General features: G+C 50.3%; 21 protein-coding genes. 15 read left to right on the top strand and 6 right to left on the bottom strand.

Annotated elements, in window-relative coordinates:
• Nucleotides 1-35 precede the first annotated feature (35 nt).
• The 9 genes from ACYVAM_RS03795 to ACYVAM_RS03835 all read left to right on the top strand — a co-directional run bounded on the left by ACYVAM_RS03795 (nucleotide 36) and on the right by ACYVAM_RS03835 (nucleotide 7777).
• A complete protein-coding gene (locus tag ACYVAM_RS03795; protein ID WP_461064059.1) occupies nucleotides 36-896 on the top strand; it encodes a glycosyltransferase family 2 protein in 861 nt (286 codons plus the stop codon).
• 109 nt (nucleotides 897-1005) lie between these two features.
• Entirely contained in the window at nucleotides 1006-1494 is a 489-nt protein-coding gene (locus ACYVAM_RS03800; RefSeq protein ID WP_461064061.1) for a ferritin-like domain-containing protein, read from the top strand.
• 142 nt (nucleotides 1495-1636) lie between these two features.
• Nucleotides 1637-2137, top strand: coding sequence for a DUF2231 domain-containing protein (locus ACYVAM_RS03805; RefSeq protein WP_461064063.1), 501 nt, complete (start codon nucleotides 1637-1639; stop codon nucleotides 2135-2137).
• Between the two features lie 44 nt (nucleotides 2138-2181).
• Nucleotides 2182-3030 carry an SRPBCC family protein gene (locus ACYVAM_RS03810; RefSeq protein WP_461064065.1) on the top strand — a complete coding sequence of 283 codons (849 nt, stop codon included), beginning with the start codon at nucleotides 2182-2184 and terminating at the stop codon, nucleotides 3028-3030.
• Nucleotides 3011-4180 carry a zinc-dependent alcohol dehydrogenase gene (locus tag ACYVAM_RS03815; RefSeq protein ID WP_461064067.1) on the top strand — a complete coding sequence of 390 codons (1170 nt, stop codon included), beginning with the start codon at nucleotides 3011-3013 and terminating at the stop codon, nucleotides 4178-4180. The genes ACYVAM_RS03810 and ACYVAM_RS03815 overlap by 20 nt, the downstream gene beginning before the upstream one ends.
• 42 nt (nucleotides 4181-4222) lie before the next feature.
• Nucleotides 4223-4984: a hypothetical protein gene (locus ACYVAM_RS03820; RefSeq protein WP_461064069.1), complete on the top strand. Its 762-nt coding sequence runs from the start codon at nucleotides 4223-4225 to the stop codon at nucleotides 4982-4984.
• Nucleotides 4985-5024: 40 nt separating this feature from the next.
• Nucleotides 5025-5249, top strand: coding sequence for a hypothetical protein (locus tag ACYVAM_RS03825; protein ID WP_461064071.1), 225 nt, complete (start codon nucleotides 5025-5027; stop codon nucleotides 5247-5249).
• Nucleotides 5250-5432: 183 nt separating this feature from the next.
• Nucleotides 5433-7406, top strand: a complete 1974-nt coding sequence (locus ACYVAM_RS03830) for a cytochrome c oxidase subunit I (RefSeq protein ID WP_461064073.1) — start codon at nucleotides 5433-5435, stop codon at nucleotides 7404-7406.
• A gap of 65 nt (nucleotides 7407-7471) precedes the next feature.
• Nucleotides 7472-7777: a hypothetical protein gene (locus tag ACYVAM_RS03835; protein ID WP_461064075.1), complete on the top strand. Its 306-nt coding sequence runs from the start codon at nucleotides 7472-7474 to the stop codon at nucleotides 7775-7777.
• Nucleotides 7778-7894: 117 nt separating this feature from the next.
• Here the strand turns inward: ACYVAM_RS03835 and ACYVAM_RS03840 are convergent, their stop codons facing one another.
• Nucleotides 7895-8377 (bottom strand): response regulator, encoded by a 483-nt coding sequence (locus ACYVAM_RS03840; RefSeq protein WP_461064077.1) that lies wholly within the window; start codon nucleotides 8375-8377, stop codon nucleotides 7895-7897.
• Nucleotides 8378-8799: 422 nt separating this feature from the next.
• Nucleotides 8800-9042, bottom strand: a complete 243-nt coding sequence (locus tag ACYVAM_RS03845) for a hypothetical protein (protein ID WP_461064079.1) — start codon at nucleotides 9040-9042, stop codon at nucleotides 8800-8802.
• A 361-nt stretch (nucleotides 9043-9403) separates the two neighbouring features.
• Between ACYVAM_RS03845 and ACYVAM_RS03850 the strand changes: the two genes are divergently transcribed.
• Together ACYVAM_RS03850 and ACYVAM_RS03855 are read left to right on the top strand one after the other, a co-directional pair.
• Entirely contained in the window at nucleotides 9404-9718 is a 315-nt protein-coding gene (locus ACYVAM_RS03850) for a response regulator (protein WP_461064081.1), read from the top strand.
• 188 nt (nucleotides 9719-9906) lie between these two features.
• Nucleotides 9907-10536, top strand: a complete 630-nt coding sequence (locus ACYVAM_RS03855; protein ID WP_461064083.1) for a DUF4142 domain-containing protein — start codon at nucleotides 9907-9909, stop codon at nucleotides 10534-10536.
• A 696-nt stretch (nucleotides 10537-11232) separates the two neighbouring features.
• On the opposite strand, the gene ACYVAM_RS03860 is transcribed toward ACYVAM_RS03855, so the two are convergent.
• On the bottom strand, nucleotides 11233-12588 hold the full coding sequence (locus tag ACYVAM_RS03860; RefSeq protein WP_461064085.1) for a family 1 glycosylhydrolase: 1356 nt from the start codon (nucleotides 12586-12588) through the stop codon (nucleotides 11233-11235).
• Between the two features lie 165 nt (nucleotides 12589-12753).
• Nucleotides 12754-13296, bottom strand: a complete 543-nt coding sequence (locus ACYVAM_RS03865) for a DUF1003 domain-containing protein (protein ID WP_461064087.1) — start codon at nucleotides 13294-13296, stop codon at nucleotides 12754-12756.
• A gap of 195 nt (nucleotides 13297-13491) precedes the next feature.
• On the opposite strand from ACYVAM_RS03865, the gene ACYVAM_RS03870 reads away from it, so the two are divergent.
• The gene (locus ACYVAM_RS03870) at nucleotides 13492-13854 is read left to right on the top strand and encodes an SPW repeat domain-containing protein (RefSeq protein WP_461064089.1); all 363 of its coding nucleotides are present in this window, start codon (nucleotides 13492-13494) and stop codon (nucleotides 13852-13854) included.
• Between the two features lie 145 nt (nucleotides 13855-13999).
• Nucleotides 14000-14863, top strand: coding sequence for a manganese catalase family protein (locus ACYVAM_RS03875; protein WP_461064091.1), 864 nt, complete (start codon nucleotides 14000-14002; stop codon nucleotides 14861-14863).
• A 297-nt stretch (nucleotides 14864-15160) separates the two neighbouring features.
• Here the strand turns inward: ACYVAM_RS03875 and ACYVAM_RS03880 are convergent, their stop codons facing one another.
• Nucleotides 15161-16135, bottom strand: a complete 975-nt coding sequence (locus ACYVAM_RS03880; protein WP_461064093.1) for a T9SS type A sorting domain-containing protein — start codon at nucleotides 16133-16135, stop codon at nucleotides 15161-15163.
• Between the two features lie 454 nt (nucleotides 16136-16589).
• Nucleotides 16590-17726, bottom strand: coding sequence for a PAS domain-containing protein (locus ACYVAM_RS03885; protein ID WP_461064095.1), 1137 nt, complete (start codon nucleotides 17724-17726; stop codon nucleotides 16590-16592).
• Between the two features lie 334 nt (nucleotides 17727-18060).
• Here ACYVAM_RS03885 and ACYVAM_RS03890 point away from each other — a divergent pair, with 334 nt between their 5' ends.
• Both ACYVAM_RS03890 and ACYVAM_RS03895 read left to right on the top strand, forming a co-directional pair.
• Nucleotides 18061-18786, top strand: coding sequence for a hypothetical protein (locus tag ACYVAM_RS03890; RefSeq protein WP_461064097.1), 726 nt, complete (start codon nucleotides 18061-18063; stop codon nucleotides 18784-18786).
• A 2-nt stretch (nucleotides 18787-18788) separates the two neighbouring features.
• The gene (locus tag ACYVAM_RS03895) at nucleotides 18789-21551 is read left to right on the top strand and encodes a TonB-dependent receptor (RefSeq protein WP_461064099.1); all 2763 of its coding nucleotides are present in this window, start codon (nucleotides 18789-18791) and stop codon (nucleotides 21549-21551) included.
• The last annotated feature ends 128 nt before the right edge of the window (nucleotides 21552-21679 follow it).

Raw genomic sequence — 21679 nt, forward strand, 5'->3', positions numbered from 1 at the left:
CTTGACCGATCCCGCAGGATTCCGTTAGATCAGCAATGGAAGATATTACAGTTGTTATTGTTACGCGAAACCGAATCGACACCTTGTTGTGGACACTGGATAAATTAACCAGCCTCCCGCAAAAACCACCCATCATCGTTGTCGACAATGCCTCTACGGATAACACCCCCGACCGTGTGAAAGCCGCTTATCCCCAGGTAACGGTGCTGGCTCTCGACCAGAACAAATGGTGTGCGGCTCGTAATGATGGCGTCGAGTTGGCCAAAACACCCCTGGTATCCTTCTGCGACGATGATTCGTTCTGGGAGCCGGATGCCCTATCCAAAGCCGCTACTTATTTCCGAAAGTATCCGCACCTGGGCGTACTGGCCGGCAAAATACTGATTGGTGACTCTCAGGAAGTAGACTCTGTTTGCGACGCCATGAAGAATAGCCCCCTGACCGACCCTCGCCCGCTACCCGGCCCACCCGTACTGGGATTTGTTTGCTGCGCCGTTGTTGTTCGGCGGGAAGCTTTCCTGAGCATAGGCGGTTTTGACAGCCGGTTCGCCATAGCAGGCGAAGAGCGGATGTTTTCGGTCGACATGCGCACCCGCGGCTGGAGTTTAGCTTATGCCGAAGACATGGTGGCCCATCACTACCCCTCTCCATTACGAAACGTCGCCCAGCGGACCCGGCATATCACGCGCGATACGCTCTGGTATTACTGGCTGCGTCGGCCAACGTATTTCGCCTTCCGGCATACACTGCTTATTCTTAGGCAGATGGCTTCGGACATCAATATGCGTAGAGGGTTTTGGGAAGCCCTGAAGTCTGCTCCATCCATACTGCTCGACCGGGCAGTTGTTCCCCGGCCAGTTGAAGAGCAACTCCTGAAGATCGAGAGTTTTTATTGATGATTTCCATCCTCAAAAAAGCCTAAGACCAAATCCTTACTTTTTGCTGAAGTTCCATACGCTCATTGGCCGATAAAGTTATATCGCTAACAAAACCAACAGAGCACTCATGAAAACAATACAGGAATTTATGGAGCACACGATCCAGGATCTGTACTCCGCAGAAATGCAGGCTCTCGAAGCCATGCCTCAACTGATGGAGCGCGCCCAGAACGATCAACTGCGCCAGGCATTTCAAACACACCAGCGTGAAACCGAGCAGCAGGTAAAACGGCTTGAGCAGATTGCCCAGCAAATGGGCATTGATCCCGATGGCGAAACGTGTATGGCCATGCAGGGGTTGATTGATGAAGCAGAGGATCTGCTGAGTCAACTCGAAGATGATCAACTGGCCGACGCAGCCATCATTGGAGCCGCTCAGAAAATGGAGCACTATGAAATTGCGGCCTATGGTACTGCCCGGACACTGGCCCAACAGGCGGGTCAGAATGAGGTAGCAGATCTACTGGAGCAAACCTTACAGGAAGAAAAGTCGACAGACGAGAAGCTGACGACCATTGCGACCAGCAATGTCAATCAGCAAGCGGCCCGGTCATAAGCATACGCATGTGCAGGGAGGACGGCGCATGATCGTCATGCACCGTCCTCTCCCATGAACTTACTGACTATCGATGAGCTGATTATACCTTAGCTGGATGCCCTACTGACCGGCCATTTTCTAGCCGTCCAACCCTTGATTTATGGAAAGTAAAGCAAAGCTGGCGCGTCACCCGGCGCACCCGATTCTTATCGTATTCCCGCTTGGCCTGCTGGCCACGTCGGTTATTTTCAACATCGTCTATCTCGTCAACGACAACCCCACGATGTCCGTTGTATCATACTGGATGACGGTTGCCGGTCTCCTCGGTGGCCTTGCTGCCGCAGTGCCGGGCCTGATCGATTGGCTGGCCATACCCACCGGAACTCGCGCCCGACAAGTGGGTGCCTTTCATGGGATTGGCAACGTGATTGTGCTGTTACTCTTCGGGTTGAGCTGGTTCCTCCGGCGCGACGAACCAGCCTACCAACCGTCGATGCTGTCGCTAACGGCTTCTTTTCTTGGCTTTCTTGTCTCCGGCGTTACCGGCTGGCTAGGGGGCGAATTGATCGACCGGCTGGGTGTAGGCGTCGACGATGGAGCTCATCTAAATTCACCCAACTCATTATCAGGACGTCCGGCATCAGACGGTGCTATCCGCTAAGCTGACTGCCTGATCGACCCTTGATCATAGAACGACCAACAACTATGAAAAACAAGCAAAAACCCCTGTCGAGTGTACTCGGTATTGGCGAGCTTGAGCCAGACAATACGGGCTCAAGCCAGGTAAATATAGGCGCAGGTGAACGAATCCTGTCCGTGGCGGGCGGTGCCCTATTGCTCTCATCCGGCCTCCGTCGGCACTCGCTGGGCGGACTCGTTACAGCGGCCCTGGGCGGTTACCTTTTTTACCGGGGGGCATCAGGCAATTGTCTGATCAACAGCGCTATTGGCCGTAACACGGCCGATTCAACCGATACAACGAAGGCGTTGATCGAAATTACCAAAAGCCTAACGGTCAATAAACCCCGCGAAGAAGTATATGCCTACTGGCGGCAGTTGGAAAACTTACCCCGTTTCATGTATCACCTGAAGGAGGTTCGGCAACTGGACGATAAACGCTCGCACTGGGTAGCCCAGCTGGCCGATACGAAGCTGGCCAGCATACTGGGAACCGTTGAGTGGGATGCCCAGATCATCACGGAAGTCGAAAATGAGCAGTTGGTCTGGAAGTCGGTCGACAACGCCAGGATCGACAACGCAGGCGAAGTACGCTTTGTGGACGCGCCCAGTGGGCAGGGCACCGAAGTTCATGCGGTTATTCAATATCGTCCACCAGCAGGCCAGTTGGGTGGAGCCATTATGAAACTGTTCAATCCGGCCTTCGAGCAAATGATCAAGCAGGATCTGCGCCGGTTCAAGCAGTTGATGGAGACCGGCGAGATTGCTACCATCGAAGGGCAGCCATCGGGCCGCGAAAGCGAACAGAAAACGAGTCAGAAACCTTCACTTGAATACGCAGACGCGGACCAAAAACATGAAAGCGGTATGTTATAACGGCATTGGCGACCTGCGCACCGAGCGGGTTCCCGATCCATCCATCATTAACCCCAAGGATGCTATCATCCGGGTTATTTTATCGTCGGTGTGCGGCTCGGACCTGCACTTGCTCAATGGCTATGTGCCCACCATGCGCGAAGGCGACATTATTGGCCACGAGTTTATGGGCGAGGTGGTCGAAATCGGCTCCGAGGTGAAGCAGCTACGGAAAGGCGACCGGGTGGTCGTCTGCTCGATTCTGGGCTGTGGCGAGTGCCAGTACTGCAAAGACACCAACTGGTCGTTGTGTGATAACTCGAACCCACACGCCTGGATTCCGGAAAAAGCCTATGGCGATTCTCCAGCGGGCATTCTGGGCTATTCACACGCCTTTGGGGGCTATGCCGGTTCGCATGCCGATTATATCCGGGTTCCGTTTGCCGACCGGGGTTGTTTTGTGATTCCGGAAGGACTCCCCGACGAAGCCGCCGTTTTTGCGTCGGATGCGATGCCGACGGGATTTATGGCGGCTGACCTCGCCGATATTCAACCGGGCAATATTGTGGCCATATGGGGCTGCGGAGGAGTCGGCCAGATGGCGATTCAGAGCGCTTTTCTGCTGGGCGCATCCCGCGTGATTGCCATTGACCGGGAGCCCGAACGGCTCCGTATGGCGAAGGAAATTAGCGGAGCCGAAGTCCTCGACTTTTCGAACGTAAACATTCACGAAGCCCTGCGCGAACTAACGGGTGGGCGCGGTCCCGACCGCTGTATCGACTGCGTAGGCATGGAGGCCGTGAGCGAAGGGCTGGATTATTACTACGATAAAGCCAAGCAATATGTCCGGCTGGAGTCCGACCGGCCCATTGTGCTCCGTGAAGCCATTATGGCCTGCCGAAAGGGCGGCACGATCTCCATTGTGGGCGTATACGGTGGTCTGATTGACAGCGTTCCCATGGGTGCGGCTATGAACAAAGCCCTGACCTTCAGGATGGGACAGCAACATGGCCAGCGCTACATTCCGCGTTTGCTGGAGCATTTGCAAAAAGGTGAACTGAACTCATCTTTTCTGCTGACACACAAAATGTCGCTCGATGAGGGTATGAAGGGCTACGATCTGTTCAACAAAAAAGAAACGATGCGGGTCGTTTTCGCTCCCGGACTGTGATAGACAAAACTGGCTGACAAAGCCATTCTGACAACCTTAACGATGAGAAAACTAAATCTCTTTTTTATTGGGTTATGCCTGATCGCCTGCTCGACGCAGGAACGGGACAATATCGACAACGGCAGCGCAGCCGGTACGGGTGATGATGAGGTCGCCAAACGCGTAAGCGGAACCTGGCTTCTCAGCACCGATTACCATTATCAGGAGCGCTGTAATTACCTGCCCGAAGAATTTGTCCGGAATCTGTTTCAACTGGGCGAAAACGTAGAACTGGCAAAGTACAGCGAGATCAACAGTTGCGAGTTGCGGTGGGGATCCAACAAAGTGGGTATTTACCTGGAAAGTAACAAACCGTTCGAGTCTACATTCCAGTCTGAATATTTCTTCGATAAGCTTTTTCAACCCGAAGCTAAAAAAGCGGCTGATGAAAATGCAGTAGCCAAACCAACGATCTACGGGCCGCAACCCCAGGGAACAAATGCCGAATTACCGGCCAGTACTACCACGACCAGCGCTAAGCAGGACTCGGCTCGCGGCAATGACCCATCGGCTCCGATCGATGGCATGACGAATCCGACTCCGCCCATTGCCAGCCCGGCCAAAAATACGGCGACTGGCGTGGCGGTTGAGAACGTAGGCGATAAGGCGATCTGGGAACCCGGCAAAAGAGCCCTTCATGTGTTGTACAACAATCACGTATTCAGTGTCGTAGCCCAAATTCCGGGTGGCGATGCAAAAGCGAAACAGGGTGCGATCGGTCTGGCTAAGCTGGTGACGCATAGCCTGGATGATGATACCGATTAAAGCATGGCGTTTTAACTCATTAAACCGATCCACACAAGCCATGGAAGAGGTAAAAATGATATATGGAATAATTGGTTTATTGCTGGCTTCGGGTCTATTGACCTACCTGACACAAAAGTTAAACCCAGCTTCTGAGAACGAGTTTGTCAGGGAGAAGAAACACAACAAAAAACGCCAGGCAAAGTCCGAACTCCAGCTACTCGGCGACCAGGATACGTCGCCTTTCTCCGAGAAAGATCCCAGCCTCACGATTAAAAACTTATAAGCCAGGCCCGCCGGAGCGGTTTCAAAAACCTTATAGGTTTATAGTGAACACGTATCCTTACTAGTTGAGACGGCCACGCCCCACCTTTCAAGTAAACTGTCTCCCACATAAACAGCGTACCGCCACCTATCTCTCAGAAACCAGGACAACAACTTAGTAATCAATCATTAAAAGTCTCATTGTATGTTACTTACAGGAGTACTTGTGATCTCAGCTATTTTTTTTGGCTGGTTATTCGCCGGGTCGGCCAGCATGCGTCTGGGCTTAACAACCCCGCGAGCCGATGCTCTTTCGACCGAAACGGAGGCCCATCACGCGGTTCATGCCGAACACGAACCCCAAAGCCGGTGGCGGAAATATTTATTTTCCGAAGACCATAAAACCATTGCCCGGCAATACCTGATTACGGGAATTTTCTGGGCGGTCATTGGTCTGAGCTTATCCGTTTTTTTTCGACTTCAACTGGGATTTTCGTCCATGAAGCTGGATTTTCTACGTCCGATTCTGGGTAACTGGATCAATGAAGCCGGTAAACTGGATCAGGATTTTTACCTGGCGCTGGTCACCATGCACGGCACCATCATGGTGTTCTTTGTGCTGACAGCCGGCCTGAGCGGTACGTTTTCCAACTTTCTGATTCCGTTGCAGATCGGTGCCCGCGACATGGCGTCGGGCTTTCTCAACATGCTCTCCTACTGGTTTTTCTTCCTAGCCAGTCTGATCATGTTCTCGTCGCTGTTTGTTCGAACGGGGCCAGCGGCTGGCGGCTGGGTCATCTACCCGCCCCTGAGTGCCATACCGGAGGCTCACCCGGGTTCGGGAATAGGGATGACCCTATGGCTCATTAGCATGGCGTTCTTCATTATCTCTCAGCTACTGGGTGGCATCAATTACATCACCACCGTTATCAATTTGCGCACGCGGGGTATGTCGTTCAGCAAACTACCCTTAACGATCTGGTCCTTTTTTCTGACGGCGGTACTGGGCTTGATTTCCTTCCCTGTTCTACTTTCTGCCGTGCTGCTGCTCATTTTCGACCGGCACTTTGGCACCAGCTTTTATCTATCCGAAATTTATATCAAAGGGGAAGCCCTGCCTAACGTTGGTGGAAGCCCCATTTTGTTTCAGCATTTATTCTGGTTTCTGGGTCACCCGGAGGTATACATTGTGATTATGCCAGCACTGGGTATCACGTCCGAAATTATTGCGACAAACGCCCGCAAGCCAATTTTCGGGTACAGAGCCATGATTGCCTCGCTGATGGGCATTGCGTTTCTGTCGTTTATCGTGTGGGGTCACCACATGTTTGTCTCCGGCATGAATCCATTTCTGGGCTCCGTGTTCATGTTCCTGACGCTGATCATTGCGGTGCCGTCGGCGGTTAAAGCATTTAATTACATCACCACGCTCTGGAAAGGTAACATTCGGTTTACAACGGCCATGATGTTTTCGATCGGGCTGGTTTCTTTCTTCATTTCAGGCGGTCTAACGGGTATTATTTTAGGCAATTCGACGCTGGACATTCCGTTGCACGACACGTATTTTGTAGTGGCTCACTTTCACCTGGTGATGGGGGCCGCTGCGGCATTCGGACTTTTGGCCGGAGTCTATCACTGGTTTCCCAAGATGTTTGGTCGGATGATGAACGAGCGGTTGGGCAACATCCATTTCTGGTTGACCTTCGTTGGCGTTTATCTGACGTTTTTCCCGATGCACTACCTGGGCATTGCGGGTTTTCCAAGGCGGTATTATGCCTTTACGAGCTATGACTTCATGAAGGGTAACTTTTCGGGCATGAACACCTTCATTACCATTGCGGCCATTATGACCTTCGCTGGCCAGTGGATTTTCCTGTGGAATTTCTTCTATAGCATGTTCAAAGGCAAAAAGGCAACGCAAAACCCGTGGCGGTCGAACACGCTGGAATGGACGGCTCCTATCCATCCCGGACACGGCAACTGGACCGGCGAGCTGCCAGCCGTTTATCGGTGGCCGTATGAGTATAGCAAGCCCGGAGCCATGGAAGATTTCATCCCGCAAAACGTACCCTTCTCCCAAACGCCGGAGTCCAATCTACCGCACGAAACAGAACAGGTCGAGCTGGAAAAAGTCATTGAAGCACAAAATCTCAACGATCAGTTCAAGCAACCACACTAAGGCAATGATCAGGCTACCGATTAGCCTGGAGGCCTGATTGATCCATCAACTTAATCTATAAACTCATGACAACGCAGGACGACGAGTATACCAACAACAAGCCAGATGCCAAAAACAGCCCTACTCCCGGCGACCCCAGAGAAGCGGACATGGCTGAAGAAAGTGAGTCGTATGTGGGGAGCCATGCCGGCAATTATGACCCGGAGAACACCGCCGATCCTGATGGCCCCCGCGACAAGCCCAGTGGTGAAAACACCAAAAACAATGGCGTCAATGGCGGTGGTTTATGGACAAGCGGAGGCCAGATAACGACCGGTACAGGCATGAATGATCCGGGTCAGCCGAGACCTCAGGGCGGAGATCCGGACTGATAGGCCCGCATGCGTTTCGACGTATTCACCCTTAAAGTCAAACTCCGCACCCACGTTCGCTGAACGTGGGTGCGGAGTTTGACTTTAAGGCCGTGCGTAGGCTATCTGGTTAGTTACTTATAGGCTAAACTGCAAAGGTGGCAGACTAACCGTTTCCCACCAGTAAGCCCGCAGTTCCTGGAAATAGGCGATCCATTCTTCGTAACTGCTTGGTTTCGTCACATAAGAGGAAACTCCGAGTTTATAAGCATCCATAATATCGTGGCTGCTCGTAGAGGAGCTAAGCATGAGAATTGGTATCTGATTTAAGGGGGCAGGCATATCTTTTATGGCCCGCAGCAACGTCCAGCCATTTTCCCGCTCGGGTACATACAAATCCTGCACGATCAGCTTAGGTAGTTCCCACTCCTGGGTTTGCCACTCTCTTAACCAATCAAGTGCCTGATCAGCAGTAGTTGCCCGTACGGCCATCACTTCAGAAAGACACACCTGCATAGCCTTTTTAATGAGGAGCCAGTGATCATCACTATCGTCGATGACCAGTACTTTGGCCTGGCTAAAATTAGCCTTAATTCTGGCTTGATCGCTTTTACTTTTCATACAGTTGAAGGGAGATATTGGTCGGTTACAGATAGAACTAATCTACTTGACCAATGGATTATAAAGTTATTCCATTTCAGCCAAAAATCATGCGCTTTTCGTTAGTTTTTGGTTTAATTTAACGCTTGTGGCTAGTACAGATGAAGTAAATTTCCGCTTAGTCTAACCGCGTTACTAGGCAATTTTACGGAGGGCTACGGGACAAAGCCTAGTTGGCAACTGTATTGGTATTGTTATGCAATGGGTTCAGCGCTGGATTTTGGTTAGGCTTTATTCAGGGGTTGCAATTCCCTGGAAAGCCCTTGAATCAGGTAACGGCGCTTGGGCACAGTGCGGAGCGTTCTAGCTATTTTATGCAGCGAAGGCGTTTCCGATGGAAACGCCTTCGCCGTGTGTCGAACGTCTAGCTCAGGCTTGCTTACCTAGCTATAGGGTGGCTTACCGATGTCGACTTTCCCATCACGATTTCGATTTGGATGCGTCGTTGTTGCCTCATCATCATTCAGTTCATCGTCGGATGGCGATGTATCCATACCACTGAGCGGGGTATCTTCAGGCGTGTTGTTACCGGGTAAAGTAGTGGATTTGTCGGAGCGGTCGCCCAACCCTGCGGGCGAAACGGCCTGTTTAGCCCGAATGATCGCTTCTTTATCTTCGTCTTCCATAGTACTAGATGTTGAGTAATGAACAACCTATTTTCATCCGTTTAACTAACAGATACGAAGAAGGTTTAATAGCCTTTTCGACGGAGAAATGCATCTCCAGACGTTTACCGATGATTAACTACGAACACTACTAGACCATCAATAAAACGATTTTTATTTTTTTAGCAACATCTGATATCTCCTACAAATGATTGAGAAACATAATTATATACATTTGTAGGTAATCTCACTAAGTCTCTATATGTCGTATCAGCCTACTACCAAAGCGGATACTAAGCGAAAAGCATCTATCCTGATTATCGAGGACAATCCCGATCAATAGTTTATTATTCGATGGGCTCTTTTACAACGTTTTCCGGTAGTGGAGGCCGTCTGGATGCCCGATGCAGCTCAGGCAATTCATTATTTAGAGAACTGTTCACTGGAGCAAAAAAAATTACCTAGCCTGATTCTGCTGGACCTGTATCTGCCTTATCGCGCAATGGGCTGGAATTTACTTCAGATTTTCAAAACCCATCATTTATACCGGGAGATTCCAGTTGTTATGTTAAGCTGCTCCAGCGATCCTACTGATATTCGGGACTCCTATCATTATCGCAGTAATTCCTACATTGTTAAGCCCAACACGTATAAAGAATGGCTGGATTGTTTCGATGGGTTTCGCCACTATTGGTAGGGTGCCGTTACCCTACCCAAACCAACCTGAAAGGAACCCGTAGGCATAATTGATGCGGAGCAGTTTCCTCTTCCGGGCTGCCAGGCCCCGTTCCCTTACTCTTTCCGGCGACAGTAAACAGGAATCGTACGCAGGTCGTTGCTCAGAAGAAACAGCAATTGTTCCAGAATCAATACTTAAAAAACGTTATGAAAACTAAGTCAATGGCTTTCGGCCTGTTAGTCTCTCTGTCGCTCGCAACAGCATCGCTGGCGCAGCAGACCAATACAACAATGAACGCAGGCTCGACCACTACTGTGGGTAAAGAAAGTACGTCGTCGTTCGACAACCAGAATAAGAAAGGGGCTGCCGCTGTAGCCGCCGTGAAGGCTAGCCCCGAGAAGCTCTCCGGAGCCGATCAGGACCTTATGCTTCAGGTAGCCAAAGGGGGCGTCATGCAGTTGGAAGCCAGCAAGCTGGCCGTACAACAGGCCACCAATCCCGAAATCAAACTTCTGGCGCAGGCCGAGGTCGAGGAACAAACCGGTTTGTCGGCTAAACTCCAGGAAATTGCCAGCGCTAAAGGGATGACGCTGCCTACGGGACCGGACGCCGAAACACAGACCATGTTGAGTAAACTGCAAAGCGCTACAGGAATGTCTTTCGACCGCCTATACCTGACCGAGAGTGGGGTTAAAGGCCATGAGAAACTTGATACGGTTATGTCAACTGTTCAGTCAAGCGCATCGGATGCTAGTCTGAAAGCCATTGCAAAAGCCGCTCATCCGCTGGTAAAAACCCATTTGAAAGTAGCTCGGCAGATCGTCGATAAATTATAAGCTGCAGTACACAAAAAAAGGCTGGTTCGACTTACAAATGGGCGAACCAGCCTTTTTTTGTGTATTTTAACTATGTAAAAAGCTCATTAGTAGAGCGTTCTAATTGTCCGTTTTAAGCAACTGACACTGTCTCTTAGGTCCGTTTCCTTAAAGACCGCACATCCGGCAAGTAAATCTGGCTAACCCTCCGGCGGTTCGTGAAGACACGTAGAGTATGCACACATCTTTTGGGGTCGCGTAGCGGCTAAATGTTTGTCAAACTGACACCTCTTTTCTCCTTTTTTGGTCACATCGCGATCAAACCCTTGCTCCGTTCGATCGCGACCAAAAAGACCGAAAGATGGCCTACTTTTTCTACCCCACGGGCGGCTCCGAAATATCGGATGCCTACGGCATCAGTCGAGATGGGTGTATAAGCTACTTTAACGTGAATAATAGATTAAAGACCTGCCTAATCCCGCGAGGGATGGCCTGTTAATAGTTGTCTAGCTTATGTCTGATCTGAAGCGCCGTAGGTGCGACTTACCTTTGTCCATCTAGGTCGCACCTGATAGGGCTTTTCTGTAAGAAAAAAGACGTGTATGCGTCCTAAGGTTAAGGACTCCACCTCACACTTAAACTCATTATTCACGTTACTTTAGGTGAGGACCCGGACCCGGGAGACTCCTGTTTCGTAAACTGTTCGTTCATTATTCATTAATAGGATTGCATACTGTTGGCAAATGACGTTCCCAGACAGGAGAATTGATGCTCCACCTGCCACCAGCCCAGGCCAGGAGGCACCAAAGACTCAACGGGTTTACCTGCCGCCAGCCCCTGTAGCATAGACACCAGCGCCGTTGGTTCGGGATGGCCACAGCTCACATTGAATACGCCGGGTTCGTGTTTATCTTCCTGACGGGTCAGCAAACAGTGCCAGTCATATAATCCCATCAGGGCCCAGCACGTAACCGCCCGCACATCGACACCAAGCGCTTTCGCCTGCTGCGCCTGTTGCCAGATTTCGCCCAGCCAACGCATCTGCTCCTCTTCCCTATCGCCCAGGTGAGCCTCAGTAATGACTATGGGAATACCGTAGCGTTGCCAGGCTTCCAGCAGCAACCCACCAAGCCCGGTCCGCTGATCGGGAGCTCCACGCACGACTTCCGTATCGATATAGCGATGGCGACCGTTCCCCCCACACAGATGAGGAGGGTACTTATGCACCCGATGGTCCAGGTATCGCTCACTAGTTACGTAATGATTAACGCCAATCTGTGAGGGCGGGCAGGCGTTCTCGACCAGAAACCACAAGTCGCGCTCGTTCGCTCCAGATTGGCGCAGATAGTCCCATAAGGGATGATTAGGCGTTACTCGCCCACAGAGCAAATCCCAACTCAGCCACCGACGTTCATTTTCCATGTCAGCCTGGTAGCTTAGGAGCGCGGTGCTGTGCGTCTTCCCTAAATCGTCGGTTTGAATGAGCTGAGCATTGGGCCTGACCTTCCTGATCTCAGCCATAGCCAGAACCGTAGCCCGGCACTCCCTTAGCAGTAAATCGATAAATATCCGGCTGGAATGACCGTGCGGATACCAATGGCCATAGAGTCCCCCAAACCGGGCAGTGGTAAGTGGCTCGTTGATGGGCGTATAGGCATCTACCCAGGGATATCGCTCCGCAACACGTCCCGCATACCGGGCCAGCTCGCTGGCAAAGGCAGGTTTGTCGTAGGTGGCATAACGTGGGCCACAACCGTGGTGCACCAGGCCAACAATTGGCTGAATACCCAACTCCTGCAAGCGGTTCAGTCGTTCGTCGGGCCAGCGCCAGTCCAGTTCATCCGGATGGTTGGGAGCCGTTCGCTCCCACAAAACGGGATAACGCAGGGCGCTGATACCCAGACTGGCAATTAGGTCTAAATCCTGCGGTCGATGATGATGTCCGCTTCGAATTACCTGATCCTGATACGCATCACCGACCCGATTAACGGTACACTCCAGGCCGCCCCACAACGCCAGCTCGGTTTGCTGAACTCTGTTTTGCGGCCATCGATTTATAGTACGATTACTCATTGTAATTGTTGCCCGGCTGAAACCCGTTCAGGCCAGGAGTCCAGTCATTGGTTAGATATCTTCAACACGGGTCTCCTTCAGTACGGCTTGCCCGTTTATAGCCTAGTGAGGCAATGGTCCTAACCGTTGATGGCTCCCTGTCGAGCTGATACATCCCCTACCCGTTTACGCGCTGTTCCGCTCGTGATGTTCCATCGTATCCAGCACGTTCTCAGGGCGTATATCCTTGGCCAGTTCGGCTATCTCCGGGTCATGGGCAGCCGGAATATCCATTTTCCTGGCTATCTCAGTCACCAGCGTTACCAGCCGTGTAATTTCGTGTTCCGCCAGTAAGCTTACCTGTAAATCCAGATCGGCGCGTTTGTCGGCCAGCGCGGCCATTCGGTTTTGGCTGATGAGAACAAATGTCGACAGGAAGATGGCTTCTACCGATGCTGCCATGGCCAGCACAACCAGGGACGGATCAAACGGCCTGAGCCCCAGCCAGCCTACGTTCCAGGCAATCCAGCCGCCAAACAACAGCATATGAATCCAGACAAAGGGTAAGCTGCCCGCAAAAGCCGTGACCGTATCGGCCAGTTTATCAGCCATTTTTTTCCCTGCTTTCTCCTGCTGTCGGCGCACCAACAGGGCCTTTATATTGCGCTCGACAATACCGGCCATGCGTGAACTCGCTCGCGGATTAGATTGAGCACGATCTGTTTCCATCTATCAGATTGATTTAGCGATGCATTTCCTGACTACTCAACCGATCAGGCCAGCCGGGTACCCGGCAAATAAGGGAATGGTCCGATGGCCGTTACCTTATTCGGAGGCCTCTTCAGAATACAGACCAGCCGGCGTCAGGTTATGACCGGTACGTATTCAGAAAAATCTCTCTGAGCGCTAAAACCAGATAACCTTATGAAACCGATTCCAACCAAAGTCCATGGTTTGCTGGACTATACGACGGGGGCCCTCTTTATGGCATCACCCTGGTTGTTTGACTTTGCCGACAACGATAAGGCTCGCCAGGTAGCGCTTGGTACGGGTGCAGCCGTGTTGGGCTTATCGGCCTTTACAGACTACGAAGCCGGGGTCGTAAAAAAAGTACCTATGACAACGCACCTAACCGTCGATACGCTGAGTGGTGTCCTGGTTGCGGCTTCGCCATGGCTCCTGGGTTTCGCCAAACGCATCGTCTGGCCACATCTTGCCTTCGGCCTGCTCGAACTGGGGGCAGGGTTGCTGACTCAGCCTAAACCTACATCGCAAAAATTAATCTAGGCTCATTAAAAGGTGACCGCTACCTCATTTACACTCAAATTTATTGGCCTGGCAGATACGGTTGCAGTTCAATTGACAGCGGTTCTAGACAAACAGCCGCACAGTTAGTCAAAGTTATAACCAATAGTCCCCTTACTCAAACATTATGTTCTATCACGACAAGAAACTACAGTATAACGTACGGGTTGATAAACCAAACCCGCAGTTTGCACGCGCGCTTCAGCAGGCCATCGGCGGCATTGAGGGAGAAATCCGGGTGTGTTTACAGTACCTTTTTCAGGCATGGAACTCGCGCGGTCCTGTACGCTATCGCGATATGCTATTAGACACAGGCACCGAAGAAATTGCCCACATTGAGATGCTGGCTACGGCCGTGTCCCTCAACCTGGAAGGCGCGTCGAGTAGCGTGATTGACACGATTGTGGGGAACGATCCAATCATGGAGAAAATCGTTGGTGGTGGCGACCCACGGCATTTTCTGTCGGGTGGTCTGGGTGCTTTGGCTTCAGATGCCAACGGCGTCCCCTTCAGTGGTTCCTGGGTCGTGAGTTCGGGAAATATTGCGGCCGACATGTATGCCAACGTTATGGCTGAAGCGACCGGCCGAACGCTGGCAACGCGCCTGTATGAACTAACGGACGACGCTGGCATGAAAGATATGCTGTCGTTCCTGATTGCCCGCGACACCATGCACCAGCAGCAGTGGTTAGCCGTTCTGGAAGAGCTGGGCAATGGTGACGCCCGTAATGTACTGCCAATTCCAAACAGCTTCCCGCAAAAGCTGGAGAATCAGGAATTCAACTATGCCTTTGTGAATACAAATATTGATCCTGCAGAGCCAACCGTTGGCGCCAATCGCCGATGGACCCACGGCCCATCGCTGGATGGCCGGAGCGAATTCCGGGAGGTGAAAGCGCAACCGATGGGTGGTGAACCTATGTTGGGGCCACCAACACCAGCGGGCCATGCTCAGACGGAACAGATGGAAGGAGCAGGCGAAAAAAGCTGAACGACTCTTTTCTTAAAATAACACAAAGTCCATTCGTCTGTTACTGAGCATGACGGGTGGACCTTGTGCTATTCGCATGATTAGCCCTGGAAAACGTTAAGTAAATGCACCGAAGCCATCAGCAGCGGAGCCACTCTTGAGCGTTAGTTTTTTAGCATTCCCAAGTAATTTGACGGAGGGGGGTTTGTATGATTTTTTAGGAAATGAATGGACGGAGGGCTTCGCTTTTATAGCCATTTTTAGAAAAATTAAAGGTTGATAACTACGTTTCAGATCACCATTTTAACCGCGCAGTGTTCATTGAACAACTACTTTCAGTGACTTATGATCCAGGTTATCCGCGCTGGAAAGTTTAAGCAGGTAAATTCCTTTGGCCAAAGGTGATTGGGCAACGACCGAAACTACATTCGGATCTCCCGTTTTCGTGATCGTTATGGGCAATTCAACCCCGGCTTGGCTATACAGATGAACGGTTGCCGACTGAGCCCCCAGCATCGATAGCATAAAGCTTCCCCCTGTGGTGGCATTAGGATACACGTTGACTGGTATATCCTGGTCAGCTATATACCGAACGGCCACGATTCGGGAATAGGTAAACGTCCCATCTACATCGTTCTGTTTCAAGCGATAGTAATACGTTTGTCTTGGCTGGACATCCTGATCGGTAAAGTCGTACGTAGACGTCTGGCTAGTAGTGGCGTTCCCTTTCACTGCACCAATTCCCTCAAATGATTTGGCATTGGTGCTTTTCTGCACGTCGAACCCGGCATTCGTAGACTCCCATTCGGTCACCCAATTCAGGTTTATCCCATTCGGTTTTGTCGTACCGTAGAACGAAACGAGTTTAACGGGCAGAGGACCACTAAAAATCTGTTGAGAGGTGCACGTACTAGCGCCCTGTGCCGAGGTGCTCCCTGTCATCACCAGGTTGCCACTACCGCAGGGCAATACAACGGTAGCTACCGGAAAAACCTGATTTACTCCACCCGGCATGGCATTGAACGAACCACTGCAATTTACGATAGCAACCGGATTGTTGGCGTAACAAACGGTTACGCTAGTAGCACCAACGGTGAAGGTATACCGTACCAATTTAACTGAAGCTCCTGATTGAATGATGGTCACGGTGGGTTTAAATAGAAAAGTACAATGACCAGCTCCATCCGTTGACTGATAAGTGAGTGTGTAACTCGTTGTAAAGGCGCAATCAGTCGGCTGGGCCAAACTTTCCATACACACGGACAGCGCAAAAAAGAGTAATAGTTTTCTCATTAAGTTTTGGCGTAAGTACTCGTTAATGAACAGAGTCGATCTGTCCTAGTGCTAGGTGTATCGCTTGATTCTCGTAGCAGCACTTTAGCCGATCAGCATACAATTTATAACAAGAGCATAAAATCATAATACACATTAATCGCCAAATATAATTACTAATTTATATACAAATAAAACGATTATGTAAATTAATGGAATTAAATGAAACTTGTCAAAACATCACTCAACAATTTCGTGATTACTGGAGCCTATTAATTGTCCATGGCTAGTCCACCAGCCGTGTAAGCATGCGTGTATTGCCATGAAATGGGGATTGACCTGGAGAAATGAGCACCCCGACAAGCTACTGCCTGACAAGTGATCACGTAGACTGGCTAACTTCGTTAGTTGGGGCAATAAGGCTCACGCCCACAGAAAGTGTGGGTGATCGGAAAATCAGGTTGGCTAAATTGTATTAATTTGTTCTGGTAAAAGCCAACAGTAGCTGGTCACCCTTTGCCGTTACTGAAACTCGGTAGTCGTGCTGACTTAACTGCATGTCAAACGTCTGCACATTACCTTTCTGGAGGCCTTCCAGACAGTGGCTAAGCAATGTTCTAGCATTGGTATTGTGGAACGCACTGGTTAAGGACTGGCCAATCACCTGGGATTTTGACTGGCCAATGACCTGTTCCAGAGCTGAGTTAGCCTGAAGGACCTCAAAGTCGACTACGCGTTCAGGAGATCCCTTATCTGCCCAGATCGGCTCGACAACCGCTATTCCCGTCGGAATATGTTCCAGAAGGGCATCCAGAAGTTCAGCCTGCTGATTAACTTTTTCTTGGGCTTTTTTGATCGCTGTCGTATCATTATAGGTAACCATAATCCCTTCTGGTATGGGGACAATCTTCCCTTCCCGCCAGATGTCATACTCAGGATAATAGTGTTCTACCTGAATGATCTGGTTTGTTTCGCAAGCCCGCACATATTGCTTGAAAAGACCATTGATGCTCGTTGCCGGATACATTTCCCAGATGGTACGGCCCACCACATCGTCGCGTTGATAGCCCGTCATTCGCAGGCCGGCTTCATTTACCATCATCAATCGGAAATCGCTGATCTGGTTATGTTCGTCGCGGATAGCCTTAAAAATGGATATTCCATTGACCGATTCATCGAAGACCAGTTGCATTGTATCGGCCATTTCCACCTCACCGACCTCTATTTTCGTATCTGTATTATTCGTAAACGTAATCAGGAGTTTTTTTTCCAACCGCACAACGGATACGGCTAACCAAGTGGGCCTGGTCTGGCCAGAGCGAAAATAACGAACCTCAAACTGAGCGGATTGCCCTGTATCCAATACCCTCCGATACAGTTCCAGCAAGTTTTTTTCTGCCAAATGGGGAAATGACTGGGAAAACAACTGACCTAAGGCTTCAACAGCCGGACAATCCAGCTCCTGTTCGGCCACGGCGTTTATCATCGTCATGTACAGGTCGATTATTCTGCCATCGGCACTTCGAATAGCCTGAAGAACCAGCACGCCGTTAGTCGACGCCATCATTACGCTTTGCAATAACTCTGTTGAAGGCAGATTCGTCCGGTTCATTTTGTTAGGTCAAGGGTTCATTTTGTTTAAGCAAATATAAACATTATCAAAGATTTTCTATAGCGCCAAACAAAACACCAAACTACTGTATGTCAGTATCTTAGACAGGGCATATAACCTGCGCTGTGTCATTAAAACAACAGGCCTTGGCTTCTATTTGCGTATATAAACGATAGTATAACGCTTAGCAAGTGAGCTATATCAACGGCACGCTCAACCGAGAAGCAAATTAGTAAATTTGTCTATCATCATATAATAGCTCGTTAACGGGAATTTTTGATCGGTTTACGCTACTTTTAGGCAGTCATCTAACCGCACAGCTTCCTCGACTCCTATGCCTTATACGTTTATCGTTGTTTTTCTTCTCTACCTGACCATACCCGCTACTGGACAACCCGTCCAGCCCGATACCTCCTTCCGGCAAGTTGCCCGAAATCAAGCCATAACAACATACGAGCGAACGCTTTATGAGCAGGCTCATATTTACGAAGGCAACGAATACATTCCTCACGACCACCGCATAAAAATCCATCCCTTCTATCGGATCGACAGCCTTCAGATGGGTACTATTTTTTACAATGGGGTGCACTATAATCAAGTGCAAATGCTGTATGACATTGTTCGGGATGAACTAGCTATTCAACCACCAGGCGGTGGGTATCGTCTTCGGGTGCGGAACGACTATGTGGCGGCCTTTTCGCTGGGAGACTATCAGTTTTCACGCATTGTTGGTGATAGCGCAGTGGGTGTACCAACGGGCTTTTATGAAGTGCTGTACAATGGCCGAGCCAAAGCCCTGTCGCATCGGGTCAAAACCATTCACGAAGATATTTCAAGTGGCACCTACCGAGCAGATTATGTACAGAAAGATCGCTTCTATATCCTGAAAGAAGGGCTCTATCATGAAGTAAAAAGTAAGCGTTCGTTGCTTAACCTGTTTCCCGATCAGGCGAAAAATCTGCGTAAATACATCCGGACCAACAAACTCAAGTTTACCGAGGACCAGCGTGAAACAGCCGTTACGCAGGTAACAAAACGGTATGAAGAACTAACCAAGTAATTATGGCCCAAGTTTACCGCGCCTGTCTCCTCTTTCTCGGACTACTTTGTTGCCTGACAACCGTATCGGGGCAGGTAGTACCTGACAAATCCATTAGTGGTGATTTTTCAAACCTGCGCTTTAGCCAGTTCGTTCAGCGGATTGAGGCCCAAACGCCCTATCGCTTTTTTTATAATCCAGCGGATACCGATAGCATTGCGGTCGATATGCGGGTCGAAAAGCAAACCGTCCGATCTGTGCTCCAGCAACTTTTCAAGGATACCAGGTATTCGTTTGCCATTGATAACCAGCAACGGGTTTATATCACAACGACCCGGCCTATTCGTACTGAATTACCCATTGGCTTCTTTGTGCGGGGACGGTCGGATTCGGGCGTCGACTCAACGTACCTGACGGAGAGTCAAATTAAACGAGTAGAGCCCGAAACGAAAGTTTTCGAAATTGGTAAGCGTATAAATCCGATTCGGCCGGGGCGGTCTACGCTCTCGGGCTACGTGCGAAATGTCTCCTCGGGCGAGCCCATTGTGGGAGCCGCCGTTTATCTGGACAATCCACGCGTTGGTACTCTTTCCGATCAGTTTGGCTTTTACTCCATCACGCTGCCACGCGGACGGCATGACCTCAAACTGCGCAGTATCGGCCTTAAAGACACCCGGCGCCGGATTATCCTGTATGCCGATGGCAAGTTTGATATCGATATGGAAGATGATATCATTGCCCTGAAAGAGGTCGTGATTGAGGCCGAAAAAGATAAAAACATCTCCAGCCTTCAAATGGGGCAGGAACGGGTCGACATCAAAAGCATCAAGCAAGTACCCACGGCACTGGGTGAAGCCGATCTGCTGCGGGTTATTCAGACGTTGCCCGGCGTAAAAACCGTGGGCGAAAGCTCGACCGGGCTCAACGTGCGCGGGGGCGCTACTGACCAGAACCTGATCTTATATAATGACGCGACGATCTATAACTCATCGCACTTGTTCGGCTTTTTTTCGGCCTTCAACCCCGACATGATCAAGAGTGCCGAGCTTTACAAGAGCGCCATTCCATCGCGGTTTGGGGGCCGGTTGTCGTCCGTTTTGGATGTGCAGACGCGAGATGGCAACAAAAAGAAGTTTGTTGGATCGGGGGGAATTGGCCTGCTCACGGGCCGATTGACGCTGGAAGGTCCGCTCCTCAAAGATAAAACGTCATTCATTGCCGGGGTTCGTTCCTCCTATTCCGACTGGTTGCTGAAACAGCTGCAAAACGCGTCTTTCCAGAAAAGTCAGGCGCAATTTTATGACGTCAATCTGCACATTACGCATGACTTTAATGAGAAGAATACGATCTACCTGACCGGCTATTTAAGCCAGGATCGGTTCAAGCTCAACAGCGACACAGCCTACCGGTATCAGAACCAGACCGCAACCCTGAAATGGAAACACATCTTTACCAATAAGCTCTACAGTGTATTTACGGGAAGCTATAGTGGCTATAAATACGACGTGTCGAGTGATAAGAATCCGGTCAATGCCTATAAGCTGGCCTTCTCCATCAAACAATCGCAACTAAAAGCGGACTTCAATTATTATCCCACCAATCAGCATGCCGTTGATTTTGGGATCAGTGCCACCCATTATAGAATATCTCCGGGTACTTTTGGCCCTAGTGGCGGGGAGTCGTTGATTGTGCCCGATGTGGTCCCTACCGAGCAGGGCCTGGAAAGTGCGGTCTACATTGGCGACCGCTTCGATGTCAGCCCTAAATTGTCGATCAGCGCAGGGCTGCGCTATTCCTTTTATTCGTATTTAGGGCCGGGATCGGTCTACCAATATGCGCCGGGCTTCCCGAAGTCGGTGAACACCATTATCGATACCCTTTCGTACAACACCAACAAAGCCATTTCTACGTACCACGGGCCAGAGTACCGGCTGGCCATCCGGTATGCCCTGTCGAACACGGCTTCCGTGAAAGCGAGCTTTAACCGAACCCGGCAGTATATTCAGATGCTGTCGAACACAACGGTTATTTCGCCGACGGACATCTGGAAACTCAGCGACCCGAATATCAAGCCACAGATAGGTGATCAATATGCGGTGGGTATCTATAAAAACAACCGCAATAACACCGTTGAACTATCCGTCGAAGCGTATTATAAAACCCTTCAGAACTTGCTCGACTACCGGAGTGGTGCCACGCTGATCCTCAACCACCATATCGAAACGGATGTCGTGCAGGCCGAGGGCAAAGCCTACGGCATCGAATTTCTGCTCAAAAAAATGACGGGCAAACTGAATGGCTGGCTCAGTTACACCTATGCCCGGACGTTGCTGCGTACCAACGGGCTCAACAACAGCGAAAATATCAATCAGGGCAATTTTTACCCCAGCAGCTACGACAAGCCGCACGATTTTACGATGATCAGCAATTACAAGTTAAGCCGCCGGTTTAGTGTATCGCTGAACTTCACCTACAGCACCGGGCGACCCATTACCCTGCCGGTTGGCAAGTACATACTCGACAATTCGGCCCGGCTGCTTTATTCAGAACGCAATCAGTATCGAATTCCGGACTATTACCGCGCCGATATCGCCATGAATATCGAAGGCAATCATAAAGTAAAAAAGCTGGCCCACAGTTCCTGGACCGTTTCGGTCTATAATCTGCTGGGTCGGCACAATGCGTATTCGGTGTATTTTAAAGCCGAAAATGGCCGCATCAACGGCTATCAGCTATCCATTTTTGGCAACCCTATCCCATCCATCACGTATAACTTCAGATTTTGAGAAGATTATTCTTTTTTAGTAGGGTTGGGTTCTTAAACACGACTCAACGAGGTTTCTTAAAACCTCGTTTATTCCCTATCAATAGGTTTTGAGGAACCTAACGGGGTCAGGTTTAAGAACCTGACCAC

Source organism: Spirosoma horti (genome assembly GCF_054776595.1).

Excerpts from the sequence above, each read along its gene's own strand:
- ACYVAM_RS03795 (WP_461064059.1), top strand. The coding sequence starts at position 36 with ATGGAAGATATTACAGTTGTTATTGTTACGCGAAACCGAATCGACACC.
- ACYVAM_RS03800 (WP_461064061.1), top strand. The coding sequence starts at position 1,006 with ATGAAAACAATACAGGAATTTATGGAGCACACGATCCAGGATCTGTAC.
- ACYVAM_RS03805 (WP_461064063.1), top strand. The coding sequence starts at position 1,637 with ATGGAAAGTAAAGCAAAGCTGGCGCGTCACCCGGCGCACCCGATTCTT.
- ACYVAM_RS03810 (WP_461064065.1), top strand. The coding sequence starts at position 2,182 with ATGAAAAACAAGCAAAAACCCCTGTCGAGTGTACTCGGTATTGGCGAG.
- ACYVAM_RS03815 (WP_461064067.1), top strand. The coding sequence starts at position 3,011 with ATGAAAGCGGTATGTTATAACGGCATTGGCGACCTGCGCACCGAGCGG.
- ACYVAM_RS03820 (WP_461064069.1), top strand. The coding sequence starts at position 4,223 with ATGAGAAAACTAAATCTCTTTTTTATTGGGTTATGCCTGATCGCCTGC.
- ACYVAM_RS03825 (WP_461064071.1), top strand. The coding sequence starts at position 5,025 with ATGGAAGAGGTAAAAATGATATATGGAATAATTGGTTTATTGCTGGCT.
- ACYVAM_RS03830 (WP_461064073.1), top strand. The coding sequence starts at position 5,433 with ATGTTACTTACAGGAGTACTTGTGATCTCAGCTATTTTTTTTGGCTGG.
- ACYVAM_RS03835 (WP_461064075.1), top strand. The coding sequence starts at position 7,472 with ATGACAACGCAGGACGACGAGTATACCAACAACAAGCCAGATGCCAAA.
- ACYVAM_RS03840 (WP_461064077.1), bottom strand. The coding sequence starts at position 8,377 with ATGAAAAGTAAAAGCGATCAAGCCAGAATTAAGGCTAATTTTAGCCAG.
- ACYVAM_RS03845 (WP_461064079.1), bottom strand. The coding sequence starts at position 9,042 with ATGGAAGACGAAGATAAAGAAGCGATCATTCGGGCTAAACAGGCCGTT.
- ACYVAM_RS03855 (WP_461064083.1), top strand. The coding sequence starts at position 9,907 with ATGAAAACTAAGTCAATGGCTTTCGGCCTGTTAGTCTCTCTGTCGCTC.
- ACYVAM_RS03860 (WP_461064085.1), bottom strand. The coding sequence starts at position 12,588 with ATGAGTAATCGTACTATAAATCGATGGCCGCAAAACAGAGTTCAGCAA.
- ACYVAM_RS03865 (WP_461064087.1), bottom strand. The coding sequence starts at position 13,296 with ATGGAAACAGATCGTGCTCAATCTAATCCGCGAGCGAGTTCACGCATG.
- ACYVAM_RS03870 (WP_461064089.1), top strand. The coding sequence starts at position 13,492 with ATGAAACCGATTCCAACCAAAGTCCATGGTTTGCTGGACTATACGACG.
- ACYVAM_RS03875 (WP_461064091.1), top strand. The coding sequence starts at position 14,000 with ATGTTCTATCACGACAAGAAACTACAGTATAACGTACGGGTTGATAAA.
- ACYVAM_RS03880 (WP_461064093.1), bottom strand. The coding sequence starts at position 16,135 with ATGAGAAAACTATTACTCTTTTTTGCGCTGTCCGTGTGTATGGAAAGT.
- ACYVAM_RS03885 (WP_461064095.1), bottom strand. The coding sequence starts at position 17,726 with ATGAACCGGACGAATCTGCCTTCAACAGAGTTATTGCAAAGCGTAATG.
- ACYVAM_RS03890 (WP_461064097.1), top strand. The coding sequence starts at position 18,061 with ATGCCTTATACGTTTATCGTTGTTTTTCTTCTCTACCTGACCATACCC.
- ACYVAM_RS03895 (WP_461064099.1), top strand. The coding sequence starts at position 18,789 with ATGGCCCAAGTTTACCGCGCCTGTCTCCTCTTTCTCGGACTACTTTGT.